The organism is Sorangium sp. So ce321, assembly GCF_051530195.1.
Lineage (GTDB): Bacteria > Myxococcota_A > Polyangia > Polyangiales > Polyangiaceae > Sorangium.
On the sequence record NZ_CP150329.1, the window covers coordinates 6206155 to 6229206 of the forward strand.

Here is a 23052-nt window from a genome sequence, read left to right on the forward strand (position 1 = left end):
GAAGCGTCACAGGAAAGGCTTGGGACCAGACCATGAAAGCGACGGGACGAATGAGCAGCAAGGCGGAGGGCAAAGCATCCCCTCTCCTCATCGGTGGGGCGCGGGATGAGGGAGGCGCGGGCGGCGCGCGGGCGCGGGGCACCGCGCGCCGGCGGCGGGCCTGTATCCAGCTCTCATCGTGGGTGATCCCCGCCGCGTCGGCTGTGGCGGCGCTGCACCTCGCCGGGTGCTGGCCGCTGTCGTACTCCGAGCGATGCGAGGACGACGTCAGGTATTGCCCCTCCGGGGGGACCGCCGGCGGCACCGTCGACCCTGGACCCGAGTGCTCGGGGGATCCGACCCAGGACGCGAACATCGTGACGGACCGGTGCGTCGTGTTCGCGAGCGCGAGCGTGCCGTCCGGAGGAGACGGGACCAAGGCGAGGCCGTACGCGTCGCTGGCGGAGGCGATCGAGAAGGCCGCCGGCAAGAAGCCGGTGCTGGCGTGCTCGAGCGACGCGTTCGACTCGAGAGGCACGTTCAAGGAGAGCGTGACGATCGGGGTCGCCGCCGAGGTGCTCGGCGGCTTCGACTGCAACGCGGGGTGGTCGTGGAGCGCTGAAGCGCGGAGCATGATCGAGGCCCCCGCGGACCGGGTGGCGCTCACGCTGACGGAGGACGCGGGCGGAACACGGGTGCAGGGCTTCGCGATCCGCGCGGTGGACGCGACGGAGTCGGGCGGGTCGTCGATCGGCGTGGCGGTCGCGGACATCGAGGCGGCGCTCACGAAGGTCGCCGTCACCGCGGGCAACGGGATGGCCGGCGCGACGGGCGAGACGCCGGAGGCGGCGCTCGGCGGGACGAGCGCGCCGGCGGTGGTCTCGAACGCGTGCGTCGGCCCCGCGGCGGTCTTCCCCGGCGAGGCGGGCGTGACGGAGTGCGACGACGGGGAGTCGCGCGGCGGGCTCGGCGGGCTCGGCGGGACACCGGGGATGGAAGAGGGCAATGGGCAGAACGGCCAGGACGGCACGCCGCTCCCGGCAGAGAACCCCGACGGCACCGGGCTCGGCGGCGCCGGGCAGCTGGCCTCGCAGTCCAACTGCGCGCGCGGTGAGGACGGCGCGTCCGGCGCGGCGGGCTCCCCCGGCTTGCCCGGCAACGACAGCGACACAGCGCTGACGCTGGCGGGCCCTGTCGGCGGCAACGGCCGCAGCGGCACGAGCGGGACGCGAGGTCAGGGCGGCGGCGGCGGCGGCGGCACGAAGGGAGGGCTCTTCTGCCCGGCCGGGGCGAACACGGTGGAGGGCGTGGGCGCCAGCGGCGGCGGCGGCGGGGCCGGTGGCTGCGGCGGGAGAGCAGGGACCGGCGGCAAGGCAGGTGGGTCGAGCATCGGGATCGTCAGCCTGGGGAACAAGCTGGCGCTGACCGACGTGACCGTCACCGTGGGCAAGGCCGGTAGCGGGGGCATGGGCGGGGACGGCAAGCCCGGTGGCCTCGGGGGCATGGGCGCTGCCGGCGGCGAGCCCTCTGGCAAGGTGGGCTCCAAGCAGGGCTGCACCGGCGGCACCGGCGGCGCGGGCGGCGACGGCGGCCCCGGCGGTGGCGGCCGAGGCGGCCACGCGCTGGGCATCGCCTACGCGGCCACGCCGAGCCAGGCGCCGGCGCTGAGCGTCGTGGGAGAAGGCACGGCCGGCGACGGCGGCCCCGCCGGCCTCGGCGGCCCCGCCGAGAGCAATGGCGCGGCGGGCCTGAGCGGCGCGTGCTGGGACTTCAGCGCGAACGCGAGCTGCCCGCAGCAGTGAGCGGCGCCGCGGCGCCGTCAGGCAACCAGGGACGCCGCGCCGATCTCCGCCGTCGCCGGGCCGCTCACGCGCGCGCGCTCGGCGGCCACGAGCTCCAGGAGCTCCTGCCGGGTCGCCTGCCCGCTGTCGAGCAGCGCGCGCATGGTGCCGTCCACGTGCCACTGCGCGCGCGCCAGGCGGGGAGCGCTCTCCCCGCTCTCTCGCGCGATCAGCAGGTCGTGCAGCATCCGCCTGAGCCCCGCCATCCTCTCGGTCTTCGAGCGCATCGCCATCACCTCGCCCGATCGGCCTAGCGGAGGCGGCGCTACCCGGCCAAGTTTCAGGCGCGCGGCAGCCTGCCCAGCGCGAGGTCGGCCGCCGCGCGCTCGATGCCCGCGAGCGCGACGGCGGGGCCCTTCCGCGGGACGAGCACCACGCGGCAGCGGCCGCGGGTCGCCGTCTCCACGTGCGACAGCCCGAAATCGAGCGCCGCGCCGACGGCGAAGACGAGCGCGCCCATGCCGAGCAGCTCCGGGGAGCCGGCCCGCGCGCCGTCGACGAGCAGCGACACGCCGAGGTACGTCCCGAGCCCCAGCGCGACCAGCCCCGCGTAGAGGCCGAGCCGCGGGTAGCGCACCTCGCGCGTCGCCCGGAGCAGCGCCTCGACCGGGATGTACGTCTCCTGCTCCCGCACCGCCCGGCCGAACAGCTCGGTCCGGCTCCGGACGGTCACGCCCCTCGGGCTGACCTCCAGCGCCGCGGGCCGGCGGTACCGCAGCAGGAACCGCCCCGCGAGCCGGCCCGCGTGCATCAGCAGCAAGATCCCGGTCGCCGCCAGCAGCACGAGCGCCACCGGCCCGCGCGGCGGCGGCGAGAGCTCGCCCGCGAGCCGCGCCGGAGCCCGGCCCTCGAGCTCCGGCGCGCCGGCCGCCCAGGCCTCGTCCACGCCGTCCCGCGCCGCCTCGCCGTCCCCGGCCGGGGCGCCCGGCGCGCGGCTCGGCCGCCGGCCGGGCGACAGCGCGTCGCGCAGCAGCGAGCGCACGATCGGATCGCGCACCTCGTCCACGAGCGCCGCGGCCTCGGCGCGCGCGGCCGGCGAGGCGCTCCCGCGCAGCGCCGCCGCGGCGATGATCGCGCCCGCCCGCCCGAGCTGCGGCAGCGCGCCCTGGTCGGCGCGCCGGACCAGCGCGGCGACCGAGCGCCAGAGCCCCGCGGCGCGCTCGCCCAGCGCCGCGTCCAGCGCGGTCAGCGCGTCGACGGACGTGTACGTGGCCAGCCAGACGAGCGCCTCGGCGACGCGCCCCTCGGCCTCCGGCCCCTCGGGCGGCGAGAGCGCCACCCCGCGCGCCAGGAGCGTGGCGAGGAGCACCCGGGTCGCGCTCCCCGCGCCCTCGCTGGTGCCGCGCTCGAGCGCCCGGATCACGTTGCCGAACCGGGTCTCCGCGTCGGCGGCCGACAGGCCCGCCCGGTCCACGAGCTCCGCGAGGCCGCCCTCCAGGGTCGTCCGCCGCTCGTCCGCGGCGGCAAAGGCGGCCGTGTGCACCACCCGCGCGAGGTCGTCGCCATGAGGGTGACCGGCAAGCTCATCGAGCACGGCGTGCGGAGAGTGTTCGGGCGTCATCGGCGCGGGCTGGTCGGATTAACTGAACGCCGCCCCTTTGGCTAGTGTTCCGAGCGGCCCGGCGGCGCTCCGCCGTCGCCGGGGCCGCACTCGGCCTCCCCGAGCGCTCCCCGTCCCCACCCGCGCGCGCTCTCGCGCTACTTCTTCCGGGCGGCGGCCTGGTCCCGCAGCGCCTGCTCCACGAAGCCCATGATCAGCTTGAGCTGCCGGTTCGTGACGTGGAGCTTCGACCAGATGACCTTCCCGTCGGTGTTGAAGGTGACCTCGTCTACCACGTCGATGCGGGTGATCCCGAGGTTGATGGTCCGGAGCGCGTTCAAGGTCCTCGTGAGCTCTCGCGCGTGAGCCAGCGCTTCTTCAGCGGATTCGTCCCCCGCGGTGAGCGCCAGGTCGGCGCCGCCGTCCTTCGTCGGCGTGACGGTGAGCCGCATCCACGCGAGGCTGCGCGGCAGCGCCTGGACCCCGCGGAAGGCGTTCGCGGGCGTGAGCATCGAGATGACGATGCCAGCCGCCGACGATTTGTTGAAGCCTTTCATGGACTTCAACTTGGATAGTTGATCCTCTTCCTCAGCAGGAAGGACCACGAGCAGCCGCTTGTCCGGGATCATCGCGAAGATGCGCTCGCTGCGCTCGGCCGTGGCGCGGGCCGCGGGGACGGGGGCGTCCTCGATCCACGCGCCGTTCGACCGCTGCACGATGACGTCGATCGCGGCGCGCATGACCTGCTCGGGCGCGCGGTAGTCCATGACGGCGACGACCTTGCTGGAGTCGCGCAGCTGCGGCCCGGCGATGAGGAGGTGGTCGATGTCCCGGATCGGGTCGACGGAGGTGTCGCTGAAGAAGGACTGCCACTGGGGGATGGTCGTCAGGATCCGGCCGAACCACTCGCCGAGCACGTGGCTGCGCAGCCGGTCGCCGGCGATGAGCACCTGCACGTTCGGGTCCTTCGACGCGAGCTTGCCCGGCGCGCCCGCGGCGCTGAGCGGGGTGCGCAGGTTCGGGTGATCGCCCTCGTCCTCCGTGCCCCCGTCGCCTGCCGCGTCCGGCCCCGCGTCGCCCGGCGGCTTGCGGCGCGGCGGCGCGGGCGCGCCCGCGTCGGGCGCGGCGCTCGCCGACGCGGCGGGAGGGGGCGGCGCGGGCGGCGGCGTGGCGGGCGCCGCGGCGCCTGCCCCGGAGGGTTGCCCCTCGCCCCCGGTCGCGGAGGGCGCCGCCGCGACAGCGCTGGGGTCGTCCGCGAGCAGATCGAGGTCGATCGGGACGATCGTCTCGCCCGCGTCGTAGTCGGCCAGCTCGCCGCGCACCGAGAACATCGCCTCGAGCCACGAGAACAGTGGGGTCGGCAGGAGGGGCAGGTGCAGGAGCAGCGCGACCGCCGCCGCGGTCGCCAGCGCGCGCCGCGAGGCCGCGCGGATGAACGGGGCGACCACAGCGCCCCGGCCCGCGCGCCGGGCCGACGTCGTGTTGTTCGAGCCACGCCCCGGGGTCCGTTCCGCCACGGCGGTACCCTAGCAGCAGCCGTCCGAACGGCATCCGCGCCGCAGGCGCGGCCGCGCCGCGTCGCGCGGCTGCGTGGCATGTCCTTCGCTCTTGTAGCGAGGCGACGTGGCTGCTGCAGCGACCGCCCTCGCGAGCCCGGGGGGCGCGCGCTCCGCAGAGAAGTGGATCGACACGTGAGCGACCAGGTACTAAGACCGCCGAGCCGACCCGACCCTACGGGTCGATCATCAGACCGCGAGGATCAGGAAGGCCGGTCCTCGCCCAACGCTGTGGATGCGATGAACCGCTCTCAGGCCCCCCGCCCCCGCGGGCAGAAGGACCTCGCACGACCGCAGGGCAGCGGAAACGTCCGCACCCGCGACGCGCGAAAGCCGCAACCGGCGCCGGACGCTGGACGCCCCGAGGGCAGCGTCGCGCGCACCTCGCTGGTCTCCAGCGCGCTCGGGTTCGTCGCCGCGGCCGCCTTCGCCGGCGCCGCGGCGTGGGCGAGCGGCTGCCAGGGCGAGGCGCCCCCGGGCCCCTCCACCGAGGGCCACCCGCCGCACGAGCGGACGACGTCCCTCCCCCGCCCGGCGCCGACGTCGTCGGCGCGCGCGAACGCCCCCGCCGAGGGCCCCAAGGCGGCCCCGAGCGCCGCGCCCTCCGACGCCCCGGAGCCGCCCGCGCCCGACAAGCCGTACACGGGGCCGCTGCTCGGCTCGATCGTGCCGCAGGCCGCGGTCTACCCGACGATGGAGTTCTCCAAGCAGCGGCTCGGCTACATCCGGCTCGGCGGCAAGGTGCCTGTCGATCCGAAGCCGATCAAGGGCGGGAGCTGCGCCAAGGGCTGGTACCGGCTCCTCGACGGCGGCTACGTCTGCGGGCGGTCGGCGACGACGGACATGTCGAACCCGCAGGTCCGCCTCGGCATCACGCCGCCGAACCTCGACGACGTCCTCCCGTACAAGTACGCCTTCAACACGACGCACGGCACGCCGCTCTACCGCTCCGTCCCGTCGAAGGACGAGATGGCGCGCTACGAGCCGTACCTCGAGTCCTCGAAGCGCAAGAAGAAGGAAGAGGAGCGGCAGCGCGCCGAGGAGCTCTACGAGGAGACCGAGAAGGAGGTCGCCGCCGCGGCCGCCGCCCCGCGCCCCTCGGCGAGCACCGAGACGGAGGGGAGCCCTGCGCCGGCCGTGACCGCGGTCGCCGCGGAGGGCTCCGCGGCCGAGGACAAGGCGGCGGCCGTCGCCGCGGCCGCGTCGCTCGGCATCACCACCGCGGCGCCCGTCGAGGAGGAGCCCGAGAAGCCCTGGTGGGAGAACGTCGACGACAAGGGCAGGCCGCTCAACGTCACGCTCGCCGATCTCGACAAGGACGCCGACGCGACGGTCGCGAAGCGGATGGTGAAGGGCTTCTTCGTCGCGGTCGACAAGACCTTCGGCTGGAACGGCCGCAGCTGGTACAAGACGACCGCGGGCCTCGTCGCGCCGAGCGACCGCATGTACATCATCAAGCCGCCGGCCTCGCAGGGCATCGACTTCCCCGAGGGCGCCAAATCGGTCGGCTTCATCCTCGCGAAGACGGCGAACAAGTACCAGTTCGACGCCGAGCTGAAGTCCGTCTCCGTGGCCGGCTCGCTCGAGCGCTTCGCGGCGTTCGGCCTCACGGGCGAGGCGCACACCCACAAATCGACCGTCTACCGCCGGACCACCGAGGGCTGGTGGATGAAGGGCGCCGACGGCACGTACACCGATATCGGCTCCCCGCCGCCGGACGTCGCGCCGGGCGAGAAGTGGATCGACGTGAACCTGACGCGCAAGACGCTGGTCGCGATCGAGGGCGACAGGCCCGTGTTCGCGACGCTCATCTCGCCGGGCAGGCGCTCGAAGGACAAGAAGAAGGATCACCCGACGCATACAGGGGTGTTCCGCATCCGCGAGAAGCACATCGCGACCACGATGGACGGCGACGGGACGGTCGCGGGCGACCTCCCGTACAGCATCGAGGACGTGCCGTTCGTCGCGTACTACGACGGGTCGTACGCGCTCCACGGCGCCTTCTGGCACTCGAACTTCGGCCGGGAGATGAGCCACGGCTGCGTGAACCTCTCGCCGCTCGACGCGAAGAAGGTCTTCTTCTGGAGCGAGCCCCGGCTGCCCCGCGGCTGGCACGGGGTCTGGGCCACGCCGGAGAACCGAGGCACGCTCGTGTCCATCCACGAGTGAGCGAGGGCGGCCGGTCGCCCCGCCCGGCTGCTCTGGAGGCCGCCCGGCCGCCTGCCGCCCCGACGCGACGCGACGCGACGCGACGCGACCACGGAAGGCGCGCGGCGAGCGATGGAAATTCGGGCCGGTCGTGTTCAGAACAGCTTGAATGGTCGCTTTGACAGGGCTCCCTCTTGACTCGGAGCCCCCCTTCGCACACTTGTGGAGCCGCCATGGACCAGTTCTCGGCGCACCTCGATCGCGGGTGGGATCTTGTCCAGCGCGGGGACACGCGCGGAGCAGAGGCGTCGGCCCGGCGGGCCCTCGAGCTCGACCCGAACTCGCCGGAGGCTCACAACCTGCTCGGCTTCGTCGCGGCGCTCGAGGGCGAGGGCGAGGAGGCCATCGAGGCGTACCGCCAGGCGATCGCCCTCGACGACACGTACCTGGAGGCGATGCTCAACGCCGCCGAGGTGTACATCCACCCGCTCGGCGACTTCGACCAGGCGATCGAGATGTGCGACCAGGCGCTCGATCTGGCCGAGGTCGACGAGGAGATCATCGACGCGCTCCTCCTCAAGTTCGACGCGCTCCTCGGCAAAGGCGATCTCGACGAGGCCGCGCAGGTCGCCGCCAGGATCCCCGAGGGTCCCTACGACAACCCGAACCACACCTTCCTCGTCGGCCGCGCCTTCTACGAGATCGGCCAGGCCGACAAGGCCGCGGCGCTCATCGAGGAGGCGGCGCTCAAGGACCCGCGGCACGCCGAGGCCCACTACTACCTCGGGCTCATCCGCGACGAGCGGGGCGACGTCCGCGGCGCGACGCAGGCCTTCCTGCGCTCACGCGAGCTCGACGTCGAGCTCGGCATGCCGCCCTGGGCGCCGAGCCGGGACGGCTTCATGACGCTCGCCCAGAAGACGGTCGCCGCGCTGAACCACGTGCTCAGGCGGTACGTCGAGGGGGCGGAGCTCTACATCTCCGACGTGCCCGGCATGGAGCTCGTGGCCGAGGGGGTCGATCCCCGCGCGCTGGTGCTGCTGGACGGCCTCAACGCCGACGATCGCGAGCGGGGGCTCCGCGGCAACGCCGAGGTCCACCCGTGCGCGCGGGTCTTCGTCTACGCGCTCAACGTCGCGCGCCTCGCGGGCAGCATCGAGGCGCTCGATCGCGAGATCAACCTCGCGCTGGAGCGCGAGATCACCGCGACGTTCCTCGAGGCCGAGCAGAACGAGCGGACCGAGAAAGAGCTGAACTGACGGCCAACGGACGCCGACCTACGGCCAGCGGACGCCGACCTACGGCCAGCGGACGCCGACCTACGGCCAGCGGACGCCGACCTACGGCCAGCGGACGCCGACCTACGGCCAGCGGACGCCGACCTACGGCCAGCGGACGCCGACCTACGGCCAGCTGACGCCGACCTAAGGCCAGCTGACGCCGACCTAAGGCCAGCTGACGCCGACCTAAGGCCAGCTGACGCCGACTGACGGACGCGCGCTCGCCAGCGCGACCTCGCGCCGACCGGAGAGACGCGACCTCGCGCCGACCGGAGAGACGCGACCTCGCGCCGACTGGAGAGACGCGACCTCAGCGTGCGCGGTGGGCAGCGAGCGCCAGGCGCGCGCGCGAGGGGCTGCCTACTTCCACTTGATGGCGGTGATCTCGGTGCTGACGCCGGGCGACGAGCGGATGACCACGGAGCTCATCAGCCGGTGCACGGCGCCGAGCCCGACGCCGAGCCCCTGCCCGGGCATCCTCGGGGTGAGGCGCGGGGAGCTCGACGACGACGGGCTGCGATCGCTCTTCGGGCCGATCTCCTCCGCCATCACCAGCCTCGGATCCAGGCCGGGGCCGGAGTCGCGCACGATCACCTCGACGCCCCACCGGCCGCTCCCCGCCTGCGCGCCGTCGTGGATCGCGCGGATGCTGATGCTGCCGCCGCCGCCGTGGCGGACGGCGTTCGACACGAGCTCGGCGATCGCGATCGCGAGCTCGTGCTGCGCGCGGTCCGAGAGCCCCGCCCAGCGCGCGATCTGCGCGCCCTCCGCAGCGCAGGCGAAGCGATCTTCCTCGCGCGTGACGGGGATGTTGAAGGCAGGCGGGGTCCGCTGCGTCACGCCAGGACCCTGTCGCGGAGCACGGCGACGACGCACGTCGCGTCGTCGAACGACTTCTTGTGGGCGTCGACGATCCGGCGCGCCATCTCCTCGGGATCGAGATCGCGGAACGCCGCGAGATCGAAGCCGCTGGAGATGCCGTCGGAGTGCAGCATGACGACATCGCCAGGCGAGATGGGGAAGCGGAAGCTCCGGAGCCGCCGCACGCGCCGCCCGAGGATCCCGGCGGAGCAGAAGATCGGCATCGCCGTCCGCGTGATCGCCTTCATCGCGATGTTGCCGACACCGGAGAACTCGAGCTCCCCCGCGCTCTCGTCGATGCGCAGGAGCGCCGCGGCCGCCCCGCGCGTCGACGCGATGTGCTCTCCCGCTCCGGTCAGGAGGTCCTCGAGCGGCATCGATGCGTGGTCCTCCACGTAGCGACAGAAGGCCGAAGCTGCCTGCGCTGCGTGAGGGCCGTGCCCGAGCCCGTCCGCGAGGCCGATCAGCACCCAGGGAGAATGCCGGACCACCACCACCTCGTCGCCGGCAACCTCCTCGCCGGCAGCGACGCAGCACGCAGTCCCGATCGCGACTGTCATCCGAGATATTTCCTGACCGTCACGGTCGTCCCTGCCCCGGGCGCCGTCTTGACATCAAACGCATCCATGAGCGCCTTGGTACCGCGGAGGCCCGCGCCCATGCCGTGCCGCGAGCGGTACTTCCCGCTCAGGATCTCCTGCAGGTTCGAGATCCCCGGCCCGTGGTCCGTCGCGATGATCTCGATCGCCCGCATCGGCGAGGTGAGCGATCGGACGATGATCTGCCCGTTGCCCGCGTACCTCACGATGTTGCGCCCGAGCTCGGAGATCGCCGTGACGATCTTCGTCTGCAGGACGTCGCTGACGAGGTGCTCGATGCAGAGCTCGCGGCCCGCAGACCGCGCGCGCAGCACGTCCTCCTCGTTGCGCACCTCGATCGTGATCTCGCGCGGCGCAGGCGCGGCGTGATCGAGCTCGCCGAGCTCGGTGATGCACCGATCGAGCTGCGCCTGGTCGCGCACGAACAGCTTCACGCCGCGCTTGACCTCGACGAGCAAGCGCCGGAGATCACCCTCGCGCGCGTAGAGCGGGTCGACCTTCGCCTGCCGAATGCCGCAGTCGATGACGCTCTTCCTCACCGCAGGCGAGAGGAACTGCGCCAGCACCGTCTCGATCTGATCGGTGATCGAGCGGCCGACGATCTGCGGAGACGACGGCACAGGGCCGCGCGCCGACTGCGGCGAGCCAGGCATGCGCGTCGACACCGGTCCGCCGGACCGGCTCGACGGCGGCCCCGTGGCGCCGCCACTGGAGGGCGGTCCGTCACGAGGAGGGATCTTCATGCGACACCTCGTTCGTGAGCTCCGGCGGCATCATGTCGTCATCTGCGGACGGCGCGAGCATCTCGACCGCGCGCTCCAGGTTGAGCGCCGTCACGACGCCAGGGATCTCGAGGTCCATCTCGACGAGGGCGATCGCGACCGCGGGGCGCAAGCCACACACCGCCGTCCGGACGCCCATCAGCCGGGCCGTGAGCGCGATGTCACGGATGGCGCGGGTGAGATAGCTGTCGAGAATCTCGACACCGGAGAGGTCGACGATGAGACCGCGGGGCGAGCGCGCTTCGATCGACCCCGTCACGTCGTCGCGCAGCTGCTCGACCTGTCCGTCGGTGAGCCCGCCCTGCACCGAGACGATTAAATTCCCGAAGAGGCCCACAATGGGGACCCTACCCGCTTGCATCAAGTGGACGTCTCCTTCCTCGCGCTGAGCTGCAGCTGTGTCGTGAGCATGGGACCGCTGCTCGACGGGTCGAAAGCGGCCTCTGGGCCGCCAGGGGTGAATGGCTGCCCTGCCTGCTTGTCGTTGCCCTTGGTCGCGCCGCGGCGGGCGCCCATGAGCGACGTGAGCGTCGGCTTCTGCCCGGCGAACGCCAGGCTCTCGCGAAGGGCGTGCTTGAGGTTGCGCGAGGCGCGCACGGTGCCGAGGTTGATGCCGAGCTCCACCATCGTCTGCGCGACCGCCGGGCGGACACCGGTGATGCGACACCGCGCCCCGAGCAGCTCGACCGCCTTCATCAGCTTCATGAAATGGTCGGCCGTGCGCGTGTCGATCACCTCGACACCCGTCACATCGATGATGACGTAGCGCGACTGGCGGCGGACGATCTCGTCGAGCAGCCGCTCCATGATCTGCGCGCTCCGGCGCGAGTCGACGACGCCGATGATCGGCAGCGCGAGGACGTCGTCCCAGAGCTCGAGGATGGGCGTCGAGATCTCGTCGATGGCGTAGCGGAGCCGCTCGACGAGCTCGCTCTTCGCGCTCTCGCTCTCCACGAGGTCGCGGTTCTTCGCCTCGAGATCCTCGATGAGGCGCTTCTTCTCGGTCGCGTCGCGGAAGACCGCGACGGCGCCCGAGATCGACCCGTCCTTGCCCCGCATCGGGCTGGCGCTGACCGTCAGGAACAGACCTGACGCAGGGCCAGGGTCGATGCGCCCGTCGGCGAACACGGACGGCACGCGGACCGACCGCGGCTCGACATCGTCGCCCTGCGTCCCCGAGGCGGGGGCGAGCGTCGGCATGGCGTTGCCCGCTGCGCCCTGAGCCCGGCGGGCGGCGATTCGTGCGTCCTGCTCGGCCGATTTCCTCGCGAAGAGCTCCACCTGATCGACCGTCTCGCCCCGCAGCGCGCGCGCCAGGGGGTGCTCGGAGGCGGGCCACGGCGTCGCCTGATCCGGGAAGAACAGCGTCGCGTCCCCGGTCCCGGCGCCATTGCCCGAGGCGAGGTCGAGCGGCGCGCGGCCGAGCATGTGCTCGGCGGCCGGGTTGCGCATCAGGAGCTCGCCCCTGTCGTCCACGACGGCGACGCCGTCCGCCATGCTGTCGAGCACGAGCTTGAAGATGCCCGCCTGGCGACGCAGCTCTTCCTCCGAGCGGGCCAGCTGCTCGCTGCGCTCGCGCGCCTCGCTCGTCGCGCGGTCGAGCTGCGCGGCCTGCTCCTTCGCCGCGCGCTCGTGCTCCTCGATCTGCTGCTCGAGCGTCGCGACGCGCTCCGTGAGCCTCGCTATCTCTTGCCGCAGAGCTTCTTCGCTCATCGCGAACTCTCCGTCGTAGGCCCGCGCTCGCGCCGCGGAGCGCCGGGCAGCACGTCTCTCCGGCGCGCGGCGCGGCGAGCCACCCTGGCAGCTCCTCCGAGCTCTGCGCGCCGGGAGGATGAGACGCGCGAGCCGCGCGAGACGGCCGCGGAGAGCGCCTCGCGCTCCGCCGTCCTGTCCGTCTTTTGCACGCTCGTGACGCTCATGTTTTCTCCTCGCGGGGTGCCCTGTCCCGACGACGGGGACCGTGTCCAGCACCAGTCGAGAAACACAGCTTATCGCCAACCGGGCAACCCACCGTCAAGCTTCGCGTCGGTCGTGCATGTCGCTTGTGGCGCCAGCATCCGCAGGCGCCCAGCCGAGGTAGCCCGTGTCCGTACAACCTCGCCTGTGCTTTGCGTCACGAGCGACGACTCCCGCGCTGCCGCGCCGCATCGCGGTTGAGCCCGTCCGGCCGGGCCGCCGCTCTCGTCGGACAGGGACCTGCGGAGGGGCGGCCCGAGCGCGCGTGGGCTCCTCGTCTGGGGCGCTCTGAGTGGGTGCGAGCGAGCGTTCTCGACGCGATCGAGCGAGCGAGCGGATCGATCAGTCGCCGAGACTCTGGCGCTCGCGGGCGCGCCGTCGCTTGGTCTTGCGCTTCGAGTCGGCCGGCCGCTGAGGGTCTGGCCCGCTCTCGCCGGTCGTCGGCGCGCCCGCGTCGAGCCAGCGCCACAGCGCCATCTGGTCGGCCGTGGCCCCGTGGCGGATGGCGCGCTTCAAGATCTTCTTGGCGAGCACCAGCTTGCCGCAGCGGGCGAGCGCGTGGGCGTAGCTCGCGGCGATGTCGGCCTCGCCCGTCTGCGCCTCGGTGGCCTGCGCGAGGAGCGGCAAGGCGTCCTGCGGGCGGTTCAGGGCGACGTCGTAGAGATGACCCAGGTTATGGGCGTACCACGGGTTGTCGGGCGCGATGGCCAGCGCGCGCTCGTACGCGCGCGCGGCGTAGCGGTAGTTGCCGAGCAGCGACTGCGCCAGGCCGAGCACCGCCCAGGCGCCGTCGTCTTCCTCGTGGAACTGCAGCACGCGGCGCGCGAAGAGCGCGGCGCGCCACGGGTCGTGCTCGACGCCCATCTCCGCGAGGTGCCGGTGCGCATAGAGCCACGGCTCGGTGCCCGGCGCCGTCGCGCGGGCCAGGCGCGCGAGCAGCGGGAGAACCCGCTCTGCGTCGAGCTTGTCAGCAAGCGCTCGATCGATGTCCCGTCGAAGCCGGTCGATATCCTCCGCTCCACTGCGCGCCATCCCTTCCGTGATACGACCAGTGGGCTGGCTTGGCTAGCGCGTTGCGCGCCGGGAGGCGCCGCCTGGACGGCGTCGTACGCGAGCGCCCACCGACGTACGCCGGCGGGCGGTGTCTGGCGCGCGCGGGCAGCATCGAACGTCCACGCGGAGCCCGCTCTGTCGTTACCTGTTATCCGGTGGCATGCCGGCGCTGCCCTGGGGCAGGCCGGCGCTGACCGGCGGCAGGCCGGGCGCTCCGGCGGAGCGCCCCGCGGTCAGGCGTCCTCGGTCACCTCTTCGGCGCTTGACGTGCGCTCCCGAGCCTGCTCCGCGCGCGCCTCCTTGCCCGCGATCGTCGCGCCGTTCAGCACCGACACGACCCGCGCGAGCTCGGCCTTCGGGACGCTGACGAACGCGTTGCGCTCGCGCACCCGGATGCGCCGGATATCGCCCTTGGCCATCCCCGCCCGCTCCACGAGCACGCGCTGGAAATCGGCCGCGCGCGCGCCGTCGCGCCGCCCGAGGTTGATGAAGACCTCGACGAACTCGCCCTCGGGCTCGTCGCGCGAGGGCTCGGCGCGCGGCGCCTCGCCCGGCTCGACGCTCTCGATCTCGACCGCGGGCTCGCCGGGGATCGACGGGGCCGCGCTGCTCACGCGCTCGCGATCGCCGCCGCGCGACACGGGCGAGCCGGGCGGCGGAGACGGCGGCTCGCCGAGGATCGGCTCGTCGTCGCCCTCTTCCTCCGGCGGCTGCCACATGGTGAAGTCCGCGTGGCGCGAGAACGGCTGTCCCGGCGCGCCGCCCTGAGGCCTGCCCGGCGTCGCCGGCGCGCCGGCGACGCCGGCGACGGCAGGGCCGCGGCGCGCCGACAGCAGCGTCGCGGCGCCCGGCCGCTCGCGCAGGCGCTCCGCCGGGCCGCGGCCGGTCAGGCCCTCGCCGCGCGGCGGCTCGATCCGCATCAGCGGCTCCGGGCGCGTGAGCGGCTCGACGGAGACGGGCCCCTCGTCGCGCGCGTGGCCACCGCCCCGGACGCGCGGCTCGACCCGCAGCTCGTCGCCCGGCGGCGCGTCCGCGCCGCGAGGCGCGCGCCGCCCATCATCCCGCCGGAGGCGCAGCGATCGCCGATCGCGCTCCCGCCCGCGGTCCCGATCAGCCTCGCGCGCGATCTCGCGCTCGCTGCTGCGCTCCGTCTCCGGCGAGCGCGGATCGGCGGAGTCGGCCGCGCGCGGGATCGCTTCCCGCTCGCTCCCTCCGCGCGAGGCGCGACCCTCGCCGCGCTCACCACGCTCACCACGCTCGCCGCGCTCGCTCCCTCCGCGCGCGGCGGGCTCGGGCCTGGTCGACGGGCCCGCGGGGCGCTCGGCGCCCTCGCGCGGCACGCGCTGCGGCTGCTGGGCGCGCCGCGCGGCGCTCGCCTCCTCTTGCGCCGTCGGCCGCGCGCCGAGGTGGTCGCGCAGGAGGCCCGCCACGATCGCCTCGGCCTGGTCGTGCGTGAGCAGCCGGCGCGCGAGCGAGAGATCGTCGGGGTGCGTGCCCTTCGGCAGGAACGCCTCGGCGAGCAACGCGACGAGATCCGCCTCGGCGCGCGTCTTGAGCTCCCCCTCCGAGGGGAGCTGCTTCTCCAGCGGCCGGATCTTGTACGTCAGCCGGAGGATGTAGAGCGGGCCGACGTCCTGCGGGGTGATCAGCGCGATCGCCGTGCCGGTGCGCCCCGCGCGGCCGGTGCGGCCGGTGCGGTGCACGTACGCCTCGGCGTCCTGCGGGAAATCGTAGTTGATGACGTGCGTGAGGTGCGAGATGTCGATCCCGCGCGCGGCGACGTCGGTGGCGACGAGGAAGCGCAGGCGCCCCTCGCGCGTCGCGCTCATCACCTTCTCGCGATCGGACTGCGGCAGATCGCCGTTCAGCCAGTCGGCGTCGTAGCCCTGGCGCTTCAGCGCCGCGGCGACCGCCTCCGTCTCGTCCTTGGTGTTGCAGAAGACGACCGCGTTCTCGGGGTTCTCGACCTCGATGATGCGGATGAGCGCGGCGTGCTTGTCGCCCGTGACGAGGTAGACGAAGTGCTGGATCTGGAGGGCGCCGACCGCGTCGCCCGAGAGGGTGATGAACTCGGGGGAGCGCAGCTTGCTGCGCGCGATGCGCTCGATGTCGGGCGGGAGCGTCGCCGAGAACAGGAGCGTCTGCCGCTCCGGCGGGAGCTCGGCGAGGATCGCGGTGAGCTCGCGCTCGAAGCCCATCGAGAGCATCTCGTCGCACTCGTCGAGCACGAGCAGCCGGATGTGCTTGGCGACGATCGTCCCGCGGCGCAGGTGGTCGAGCACGCGGCCCGGCGTGCCGACGATGACCTGCGCCCCCGCGGCGAGCGCGTCGATCTGCCGCTGCATCGGCGCTCCGCCGTACACGGCGACGACCTTGACGCCCTTGCGCTTGCCGAGGCGCTCGACCTCCGCAGAGACCTGGAGCGCGAGCTCTCGCGTCGGGCACAGCGCGAGCACCTGCGCCTGCGCGAGCGAGCGCTTCACGGCGTGGTCGACGATCGGCAGCCCGAAGGCCGCCGTCTTGCCGGTGCCGGTGCGCGCCTGCACCACCGCGTCGCGCCCGCGCGTGACCGGCTCCCACACGGCGAGCTGCACCGGCGTCGGGTGGACGTAGCCAATCTCCGCGAGCGTCTCGCGCAGCTCGGACGACAGGGGCAGCACATCGAAGGTGGGCGGCGGCTGGGGCTTTTCGCCGGTCTGCGCTTCACCCGCCACTGCGGCAGGGGGAGAAGGAACGGTCATGTCGGTCATATCGTCCTGCGTGATCGCCGCGTCGGGGGATTATCTCGGGGATGCGGGCCCAAGCTGGCCATCGACAATCGCCCGGACCCGGCGCCGTAGCGGAGCCAGATCGCCTGCCTCGCGCCGCGCTGCGTGCTCCTCCGCATAGCGGAGCCGCTCGATGGCGTCGAGAGCGCGCTCGTCCTCGGCGGAGCCCAGGCAGGACGCGGCGACCCCGTCCCGGTACGTCCACTCCGGGGCGAGCTTGCTCCGGAACCGGGCGAGGGCGGCGTCCTCCCCGTCGGTCCCGGGGGCGGCGTCCCTGGCGCGGTCGACGGCCCGGACGAGGGCCAGCAGGCCCTCCTGGCAGCTCCCGTAGGGCGACGGCGCCGCCGGCAGGAAGAAGACCTGCCGGATCAGCTGGAGGGTGCACGCGACGATGATGAGCGCGGCGACGCTGTAATAGACGACCAGGGCGATGCGGCGGCCGCGCGCGCGGGGCCCGCCGGGGCGCCGCGCCGTCGCCGGGCGGCGCGCTCGCGCGTCGGTCCCTGGCGAGGCCGAGGCAGGGGCGATGGGCGCGGGGGCGTGGGCAGGCATGAGCGCGGCGATTCCTTGGGCGGGCGGTGGTGCGCGGCGGGCGGGCCCCTCTTCTTTCTCGTGAGCCGGGGAGCCCTGAAGCCGTGGGCCCAGCCGCCGCGGGTCGGGGCTCCGCTTCCGCGGTCCCTTCCGTGCGGGGCAGTGCTATCACCTCGCCGCGGGCGCGACGAGATGCTGTTGGACCGGAGCAGCGCGAGGTGAGCGAGAGAACCGCGGCCCTCCACGCCGCCCGCCGCTCCGCCGCCGCGCTCGCCGCGCTGGCGCTCGCCGCCGGCCTGCCGCCTGCCGCGTCGGCCCAGCCGCTCCAGGACAACGCCTACGCGATCGACCTCTTCCAGGGGCCCATCCTCGCGCCGCTCCGTGTCACCGGGATCGCCGGCGCGTACGCCGGGTACGCCGAGGGGATCGCCGGCATGGTGGTCAACGCCGCGGCGCCCGCGGTCCGCGAGCCCTTCAGCTTTCGCTGGCTTGAGTGGGACGTCGCCGCGTCGATCTCGATACCCATCGAGCTCTTCGAGAACAACGACTTCGACAACAGCGGCGACATCGACCTCGACTACTCGAATTTCGTTTACCTGACGCTCGGCGGCCAGCTGCAGGCGGGCGACTTCGGCGTCGGGGTCAACGCCGAGCTGCAGCAGTACCTGCTCACGGACGCCGCCGGCGCCGAGACAACGGTCGTGATCGGCAAGTACCACTTCCTCGGCGGAGTCCGCCTGCTCGGCGACACGCTCGTGCTGGGCGCCGGCGCCCGCGCGGTGACGCTCGGGCTCGGCGCCGAGCAGACCAACCTGACGATCGCGGGCATCTCTCCGGAGCTCGGGCTGCTCATCCGCCCCGACTGGGCGTCGTACCGGCTCGGCGCCACGCTCCGGCTGCCGGTGAACGGAGGGAGGCTGCTCGGCGAGGGCGCGATCACGGATGGACGCGTCCGGCGCGCCGGCGGACTGATCCTCCCCAACGAGGTCGTCCTCCCCTGGGAGCTCGAGGTCGGGCTCGCGGTGCAGGTCGGCCCGCGCCCGCTCAACCCGGCGTGGATCAACCCGCACGAGCAGGAGCGCGAGCTCCGCGCGATGATCGCGCGCCGGCGCGCCGAGCGGGAGGCGCGGCGGGAGATCGAGCTCGGCGCGATCGAGGAGCCGGCGGCGCGGGCCGAGCGCGAGCGCGCCTTCGCGCTGGAGCGGGCGCGCGAGCGCGCCGCCGACGAGCGCGAGCTCGCGGCGGGCCCGGCCGTCCTCGAGCGGGAGCGGCGCGCCCGCTACTGGAACTGGCCGCGCGAGCACCTGCTCATCACCGCGGAGCTCCTCGTCACGGGCGCCGTGTCGAACGGCGTGAGCCTGGAGCGGTTCCTGGCGCAGAACCAGCCCGGAAGCGATCAAGGCGCCTCCGCGGTGGGCACCTCGGGCGCGCACGTGAGCTTCTCGCCGCGGTTCGGGATCGAGACAGAGCCGATCCCCGGCCGCGTGCACACGCGGTTCGGCAGCTACTACGAGCCGAACCGCTTCGGACGGCTGGGGAGCGGGCGCGTGGGTCGGCAGCACTTCACGTTCGGCGCGGACATCCGCGTGCTGTCGTCGACCTTCTGGGGCCTGCTCCCCGAGGTCGCGTACACGCTGCAGGCGTCCATGGACTTCGCGCCCCGCTACGACAGCGTGAGCGCTGGCATCGGCGTCTGGCACTGAGCGGCGCGCCGCCGCTCACGCCGAGAGCGCGCCGCGGCGGTGCTCCGCGAGGAGCGCGCGGAGGTGGCTCATCCGCGCAGGATCGCGCTTGCCGAACTCATCGAGCGCCGCGGCGACCGCGACGGGCGCGCCGCCGCGGGGCTCCTTCCGGAGCGCCCTGGCCGCCAGCGCGAGCGCGCGCGGGCGCAGCACCTCCTCGATGCGCAGCCGCACGGGCGGCGGCCGCCACGCGGTGTCGCGGTAGCCTCCTGGCCGCGCGGGCTCCGCGAGGGGCGCGAGGCCGTCCGCCTTGGCCTGCAGCGCCGAGAGGAGCTCGCGCTCGATCGCGCTGCCCTCCTCGCGATCGCTCGCGCGCTCGATCGTGAAGGCCGTGTGCGGCGCGCCGCGCCGCGCGCCGCCAAGCCAGTCCTTGCGCCACCGCACCGCCGTGGCCCTGCTGATGGTCGCCTCGCCGCGCGCGACGAGGCCCGTGAAGGCGCTGAGCATCAGCACCTCGAAGGGCGAGAACGCGTCGCTGCCCCTCGCGCCCACGATGCGCGAGAGGTTCGCGGCGACGACGGGGAGCCCGGCGTCGATCGCGTCCGCGGAGCAGAAGAGCGTCGAGCCCGCGCTCGTGGGGTGGAACTCCGTGAGGCTCACGCCCTCGCCGGCGCCGTACCACCCGAAGAGCGTGCTCACGGTGCCCCAGCGCGCGCCGTCCGCGGAGCAGTACGCCCACGTGGTGCCCCAGAGCTCGAACAGCGAGCGCACGATCCACCGCGAGAGGCGCGCGCCGAGCGCCAGGATCACGGCGAACAGCGCCGCGCCCCCGAAGGAGCTGTCCGCGGACTCGGCCAGGCCTGTCAGGAGCAGCGCGTAGAGCGCCGTGTACGCGAGCAGCAGGCCGCTCGTGATCGCGCTCAGGAACAGCTCGATCTTCGGCGACGCCCCGTGCTGCTCGGACCGGCGCCACACGGCGCGGTGAGGGGGCTCGCCGCAGCGCGCGCAGGGATCCGCGGCGCCGCATCGCCGCCGCCTTCCACAGCCGAGGCAGATGTCGTTCGGGGGCAACCGGCTTGGCATCGGTGGTCCAGAATAGTGCCGCATCCGCGTCTCGTCGCCATCACTTGGCCCCTCCCCGCGGCCCGCCGCGCCGTCGCCCCGCCCACGGTTTCTCACACGCGCGCAGGCCCGGACCGTGCCCCATCGGCTTCGGGCTTGTCGTCGCGCGCCGGACGGCGCATCGAGTCGCGCATGCCTCGTCGCCGGCTCCGCATGGTCGCTGTCCGCACCCTCGCCTTCCTCGCCCTGCATCAAGGGATCGCCCTCGCCCAGCCGGCCCCTCCCCGGGGGCAGCCGGGGCAGCAGCCTCAGGGGCGGACCGGGCAGCAGCCCCCCGCGGCGGCCCCGGCAGCAGCCCCGGCGCCGGCCGCGGCCCCCGCCGCGACGCCGGCGATGCAACGCATCGAGGTGAACGACCCGGCGCTCGCGCCCGTCCCGCCGCCGGCGCGCACGCTCACGAACTGGAACGAGGCGCGCGCGATCATCGACCAGCGCTCGGTCGACCTCGTCATCGCCGTGCAGGAGGTCGCCCGCGCCGAGGGCATCGCGCGGCGGGCGCTCGCCGCGGCGCTGCCGAGCCTCGACGCGAGTGGCAGACTGAACCACCGCCTGGCGGGCGACCAGACGACCCCGGGCGTCTTGCGATCCGATGTCTATCCGACCAGCGCCTCGGCGTCGCTGACGCTCAGCCAGCCGATCCTCGCCCCGCGCGCGTGGTACGGCATCGGCACCGCCAACCTGTCGGTCGAGGTCGCCAAGCTGAGCCTGGAGGATCGCCGCCGCGTCACGATCGGCGCGGTCGCGGACGCCGTCGTCTCGATCGTCACGGCCGAGCGGGTCAGCGAGGTCAACCGAGTCGGGCTGCGCAGCGCGCTCGAGCGGCTGGAGCTCACGCGGCGCCGCGAGCGCCTCGGCACCGGCACGAAGCTCGACGTCGTGCGCGCGGAGCAGGACGTCGCGCTCGCCCGCGCGACGCTCGTCACCGGCGACGAGTCGCTGCGCAAGTCGCGCGAGGCGCTCGGGACCGTGCTGGGCGAGCGCGGCGAGGTCGGCGTCCCGCAGACCTTCTCGCTCAACGGGATCGCGGCGGAGATGCAGTCGCAGTGCTCCCAGGGGCGCTCGGATCAGCGCGCCGACGTCCGCGCGGCCCGGGCCGAGCTGGAGATCGCCGAGCGCAACCTCACCGACGCGAAGCTCGCGTTCGTCCCGTACGCCGAGCTGTCGAGCACGCTGGAGGCGCAGACCGCGTTCGGGAACGATCAGGGCACCAGCTCGCGGTCGTGGGACTGGTCCATCAGCGCCGTGCTCACCGTCCCCATCTGGGACGGCGGCGCGCGCTACGGCGATCTCCGGGTGAACCGGGCGCTGGTCGAGCAGCAGCGGGCGCGCATCGGCGTGGCGGAGCGCGCGGCCGAGCTCGACACGTCGCAGGCGGTGCGGGGCGTCGCGGTCGCCGAGCAGTCGCGCGCCGTCGCCGAGCAGGCGCGAGACCTCGCGCGCGAGACAGCGCGCCTCACGCAGGTCGCGTTCGAGGCCGGCACCGTGACGAGCTTCGATCTTGTCGAGTCCGGCCGCAGGCAGCGCGAGGCCGAGATCGATCTCGCGGTGCGGGAGTTCGAGGTGGTCAGGGCGAAGATCACGGCGCTGCTCGCGTCCGCCTCGTGCAAGTGACCCGTGCGCTGACGGGCGCGGCAAGTCGCGTGGCGTCGCGCGGCAACCCGCGCGACGCTCGAGCGATGGACGGGCGAGCGATGAGCGCCGCGCGCCGCCCGCGTGGGGGTTGTGCCGAGCGACCGCGCGAGTAGGCTACGCGCCCATGGATCGGCTCGAGAGCTACGTCGCAGGGCAATGGAGCGCCGGTCAGGGCGCCCCGCACGCGCTGGTCAACCCCGCGACGGAGGAGCCGCTCGCCGAGACGAGCACGGACGGGCTCGACCTCGCGGCCGCCGTGGCGTTCGCGCGCGCGGAGGGCGGGCCCTCCCTGCGCGCGCTCACGTTCGCGGAGCGCGGCGAGCTGCTCCGCGCGATGTCGCGCGCCGCGCACGCGCACCGCGACGCGCTCATCGAGGTCGCCATCCAGAACGGCGGCAACACCCGCGGCGACGCCAAGTTCGACATCGACGGCGCGATCGGCACGCTCGCCTACTACGCCGACCTCGGCGCCCAGCTCGGCGACGCGCGGCTGCTCGCCGACGGCGACGGCGTCCAGCTCGGGCGCTCGCCTCGCTTCTTCGGCCAGCACATCCTGGTGCCGCGCCCCGGCGTCGCGGTGCACATCAACGCCTTCAACTTCCCCGCGTGGGGGCTCGCCGAGAAGGCCGCGTGCGCCCTCCTCGCGGGCATGCCCGCCATCACGAAGCCCGCGACGAGCACGGCGCTCGTCGCGTTCCGGCTGATGAAGCTCTTCACGGAGCACGCCCCGCTGCCGCGCGGCGCGCTCTCGTTCGTCGCCGGCCCGCCGGGCGATCTCCTCGACCACCTCGGCGGCGAGGACGTCCTCGCCTTCACCGGATCGAGCGCCACCGGCGCGGCGCTCCGGCTGCTGCCGGCGCTCGCGCGCGAGAGCGTCCGCGTGAACGTCGAGGCCGACAGCCTGAACGGCGCGGTCCTCGGCCCCGACGTCGCCCCGGGCTCCGAGACATACGCGATGTTCCTCCGCGACGTCGTCCGCGACATGACCCAGAAGGCCGGCCAGAAGTGCACGGCGATCCGGCGCATCTTCGTGCCCGCGTCGGTCGTCGAGACGGTGCGCGACGACCTCGTCGAGCGCCTCCGCGAGGCGCGCGTCGGCGACCCGGCGCAGGACGGCGTCACCGTGGGTCCGCTCACCACAGCCGACCAGCTCCGCGGCGTGCGCGCGGGCATCGAGCGCCTCGCGGCGGACGCGGCGGTAGCGCTCGGCGGCACCGGGAAGTTCGAGAAGGTCGGGGTGCCTGACGGAAAGGGGTACTTCGTGCCGCCGACGCTGCTCGTCGCGAGCGGCCCCGACGGCGCGGCCGCCGCGCACGAGCACGAGGTCTTCGGCCCGGTCGCGACGCTCTTCCCTTACGACGGCGGGGCGGCGCACGCGGTCGCGCTGCTGCGCCGCGGGCGCGGGAGCCTCGTCTGCGCGGTCTACAGCGACGACCGCGGCTTCGCGGCGGAGGTGCTGCTCGGCGTCGCGCCGTACCACGGCCGCGTCGTGCTCGGCAGCGAGCGGATCGCCGATCAGGCGCCCGGCCCCGGCACCGTGCTCCCGCAGACGATCCACGGCGGCCCGGGCCGCGCCGGCGGCGGCGAGGAGCTCGGCGGCCTGCGCGGGCTCCATTTCTACTCGCAGCGCACCGCGGTGCAGGGGTCGCGGCCGATCCTGGAGGCGATCCTCGGGACGAAGACGGAGCCACGGCCCGCGCCGGCGAGGCCGTAGATCGCCAA

Annotated in this window: 18 protein-coding genes; 6 read left to right on the forward strand and 12 right to left on the reverse strand. The window is 73.9% G+C overall.

Features of this window, described 5'->3' with window-relative positions; all coding sequences use genetic code 11:
• The first annotated feature begins 50 nt into the window (after nt 1-50).
• The gene (locus tag WME89_RS22830) at nt 51-1781 is read left to right on the forward strand and encodes a hypothetical protein (protein ID WP_438011234.1); all 1731 of its coding nucleotides are present in this window, start codon (nt 51-53) and stop codon (nt 1779-1781) included.
• A gap of 17 nt (nt 1782-1798) precedes the next feature.
• Here WME89_RS22830 and WME89_RS22835 read toward each other — a convergent pair whose 3' ends face one another.
• The 3 genes from WME89_RS22835 to WME89_RS22845 form a co-directional block, all read right to left on the reverse strand.
• Entirely contained in the window at nt 1799-2047 is a 249-nt protein-coding gene (locus WME89_RS22835) for a hypothetical protein (RefSeq protein ID WP_438011235.1), read from the reverse strand.
• A 53-nt stretch (nt 2048-2100) separates the two neighbouring features.
• The gene (locus WME89_RS22840) at nt 2101-3381 is read right to left on the reverse strand and encodes a hypothetical protein (RefSeq protein ID WP_438011236.1); all 1281 of its coding nucleotides are present in this window, start codon (nt 3379-3381) and stop codon (nt 2101-2103) included.
• 137 nt (nt 3382-3518) lie between these two features.
• Nucleotides 3519-4877 carry a hypothetical protein gene (locus WME89_RS22845; protein ID WP_438011237.1) on the reverse strand — a complete coding sequence of 453 codons (1359 nt, stop codon included), beginning with the start codon at nt 4875-4877 and terminating at the stop codon, nt 3519-3521.
• 279 nt (nt 4878-5156) lie between these two features.
• Between WME89_RS22845 and WME89_RS22850 the strand changes: the two genes are divergently transcribed.
• Entirely contained in the window at nt 5157-7085 is a 1929-nt protein-coding gene (locus WME89_RS22850) for a L,D-transpeptidase family protein (protein WP_438011238.1), read from the forward strand.
• Nucleotides 7086-7297: 212 nt separating this feature from the next.
• On the forward strand, nt 7298-8323 hold the full coding sequence (locus WME89_RS22855; RefSeq protein ID WP_437627342.1) for a tetratricopeptide repeat protein: 1026 nt from the start codon (nt 7298-7300) through the stop codon (nt 8321-8323).
• A 381-nt stretch (nt 8324-8704) separates the two neighbouring features.
• On the opposite strand, the gene WME89_RS22860 is transcribed toward WME89_RS22855, so the two are convergent.
• The 8 genes from WME89_RS22860 to WME89_RS22895 form a co-directional block, all read right to left on the reverse strand.
• Nucleotides 8705-9184 carry an ATP-binding protein gene (locus tag WME89_RS22860; RefSeq protein ID WP_438011239.1) on the reverse strand — a complete coding sequence of 160 codons (480 nt, stop codon included), beginning with the start codon at nt 9182-9184 and terminating at the stop codon, nt 8705-8707.
• Nucleotides 9181-9765 (reverse strand): SpoIIE family protein phosphatase, encoded by a 585-nt coding sequence (locus tag WME89_RS22865; protein ID WP_436618551.1) that lies wholly within the window; start codon nt 9763-9765, stop codon nt 9181-9183. The genes WME89_RS22860 and WME89_RS22865 overlap by 4 nt, the downstream gene beginning before the upstream one ends.
• Nucleotides 9762-10547 carry an anti-sigma regulatory factor gene (locus tag WME89_RS22870; protein ID WP_436618552.1) on the reverse strand — a complete coding sequence of 262 codons (786 nt, stop codon included), beginning with the start codon at nt 10545-10547 and terminating at the stop codon, nt 9762-9764. Before WME89_RS22870 ends, WME89_RS22865 begins: the two co-directional genes overlap by 4 nt.
• The gene (locus WME89_RS22875) at nt 10528-10923 is read right to left on the reverse strand and encodes an STAS domain-containing protein (RefSeq protein WP_436618553.1); all 396 of its coding nucleotides are present in this window, start codon (nt 10921-10923) and stop codon (nt 10528-10530) included. Before WME89_RS22875 ends, WME89_RS22870 begins: the two co-directional genes overlap by 20 nt.
• Nucleotides 10924-10946: 23 nt before the next feature.
• A complete protein-coding gene (locus WME89_RS22880) occupies nt 10947-12299 on the reverse strand; it encodes an STAS domain-containing protein (protein ID WP_438011240.1) in 1353 nt (450 codons plus the stop codon).
• Nucleotides 12300-12884: 585 nt separating this feature from the next.
• Nucleotides 12885-13574 carry a hypothetical protein gene (locus WME89_RS22885; protein WP_437627346.1) on the reverse strand — a complete coding sequence of 230 codons (690 nt, stop codon included), beginning with the start codon at nt 13572-13574 and terminating at the stop codon, nt 12885-12887.
• Nucleotides 13575-13828: 254 nt separating this feature from the next.
• Complete coding sequence (locus tag WME89_RS22890; RefSeq protein ID WP_438011241.1) at nt 13829-16336, reverse strand: DEAD/DEAH box helicase; 2508 nt, start codon at nt 16334-16336, stop codon at nt 13829-13831.
• 39 nt (nt 16337-16375) lie between these two features.
• A complete protein-coding gene (locus WME89_RS22895) occupies nt 16376-16915 on the reverse strand; it encodes a hypothetical protein (RefSeq protein ID WP_437627348.1) in 540 nt (179 codons plus the stop codon).
• A gap of 197 nt (nt 16916-17112) precedes the next feature.
• On the opposite strand from WME89_RS22895, the gene WME89_RS22900 reads away from it, so the two are divergent.
• Entirely contained in the window at nt 17113-18597 is a 1485-nt protein-coding gene (locus tag WME89_RS22900; protein ID WP_438011242.1) for a hypothetical protein, read from the forward strand.
• 15 nt (nt 18598-18612) lie between these two features.
• Here the strand turns inward: WME89_RS22900 and WME89_RS22905 are convergent, their stop codons facing one another.
• A complete protein-coding gene (locus tag WME89_RS22905) occupies nt 18613-19551 on the reverse strand; it encodes a hypothetical protein (RefSeq protein WP_438011243.1) in 939 nt (312 codons plus the stop codon).
• A gap of 279 nt (nt 19552-19830) precedes the next feature.
• Between WME89_RS22905 and WME89_RS22910 the strand changes: the two genes are divergently transcribed.
• Both WME89_RS22910 and WME89_RS22915 read left to right on the forward strand, forming a co-directional pair.
• A complete protein-coding gene (locus tag WME89_RS22910; RefSeq protein WP_438011244.1) occupies nt 19831-21309 on the forward strand; it encodes a TolC family protein in 1479 nt (492 codons plus the stop codon).
• Between the two features lie 145 nt (nt 21310-21454).
• Nucleotides 21455-23044, forward strand: coding sequence for a 3,4-dehydroadipyl-CoA semialdehyde dehydrogenase (locus WME89_RS22915; protein ID WP_438011245.1), 1590 nt, complete (start codon nt 21455-21457; stop codon nt 23042-23044).
• Nucleotides 23045-23052: the final 8 nt, after the last annotated feature.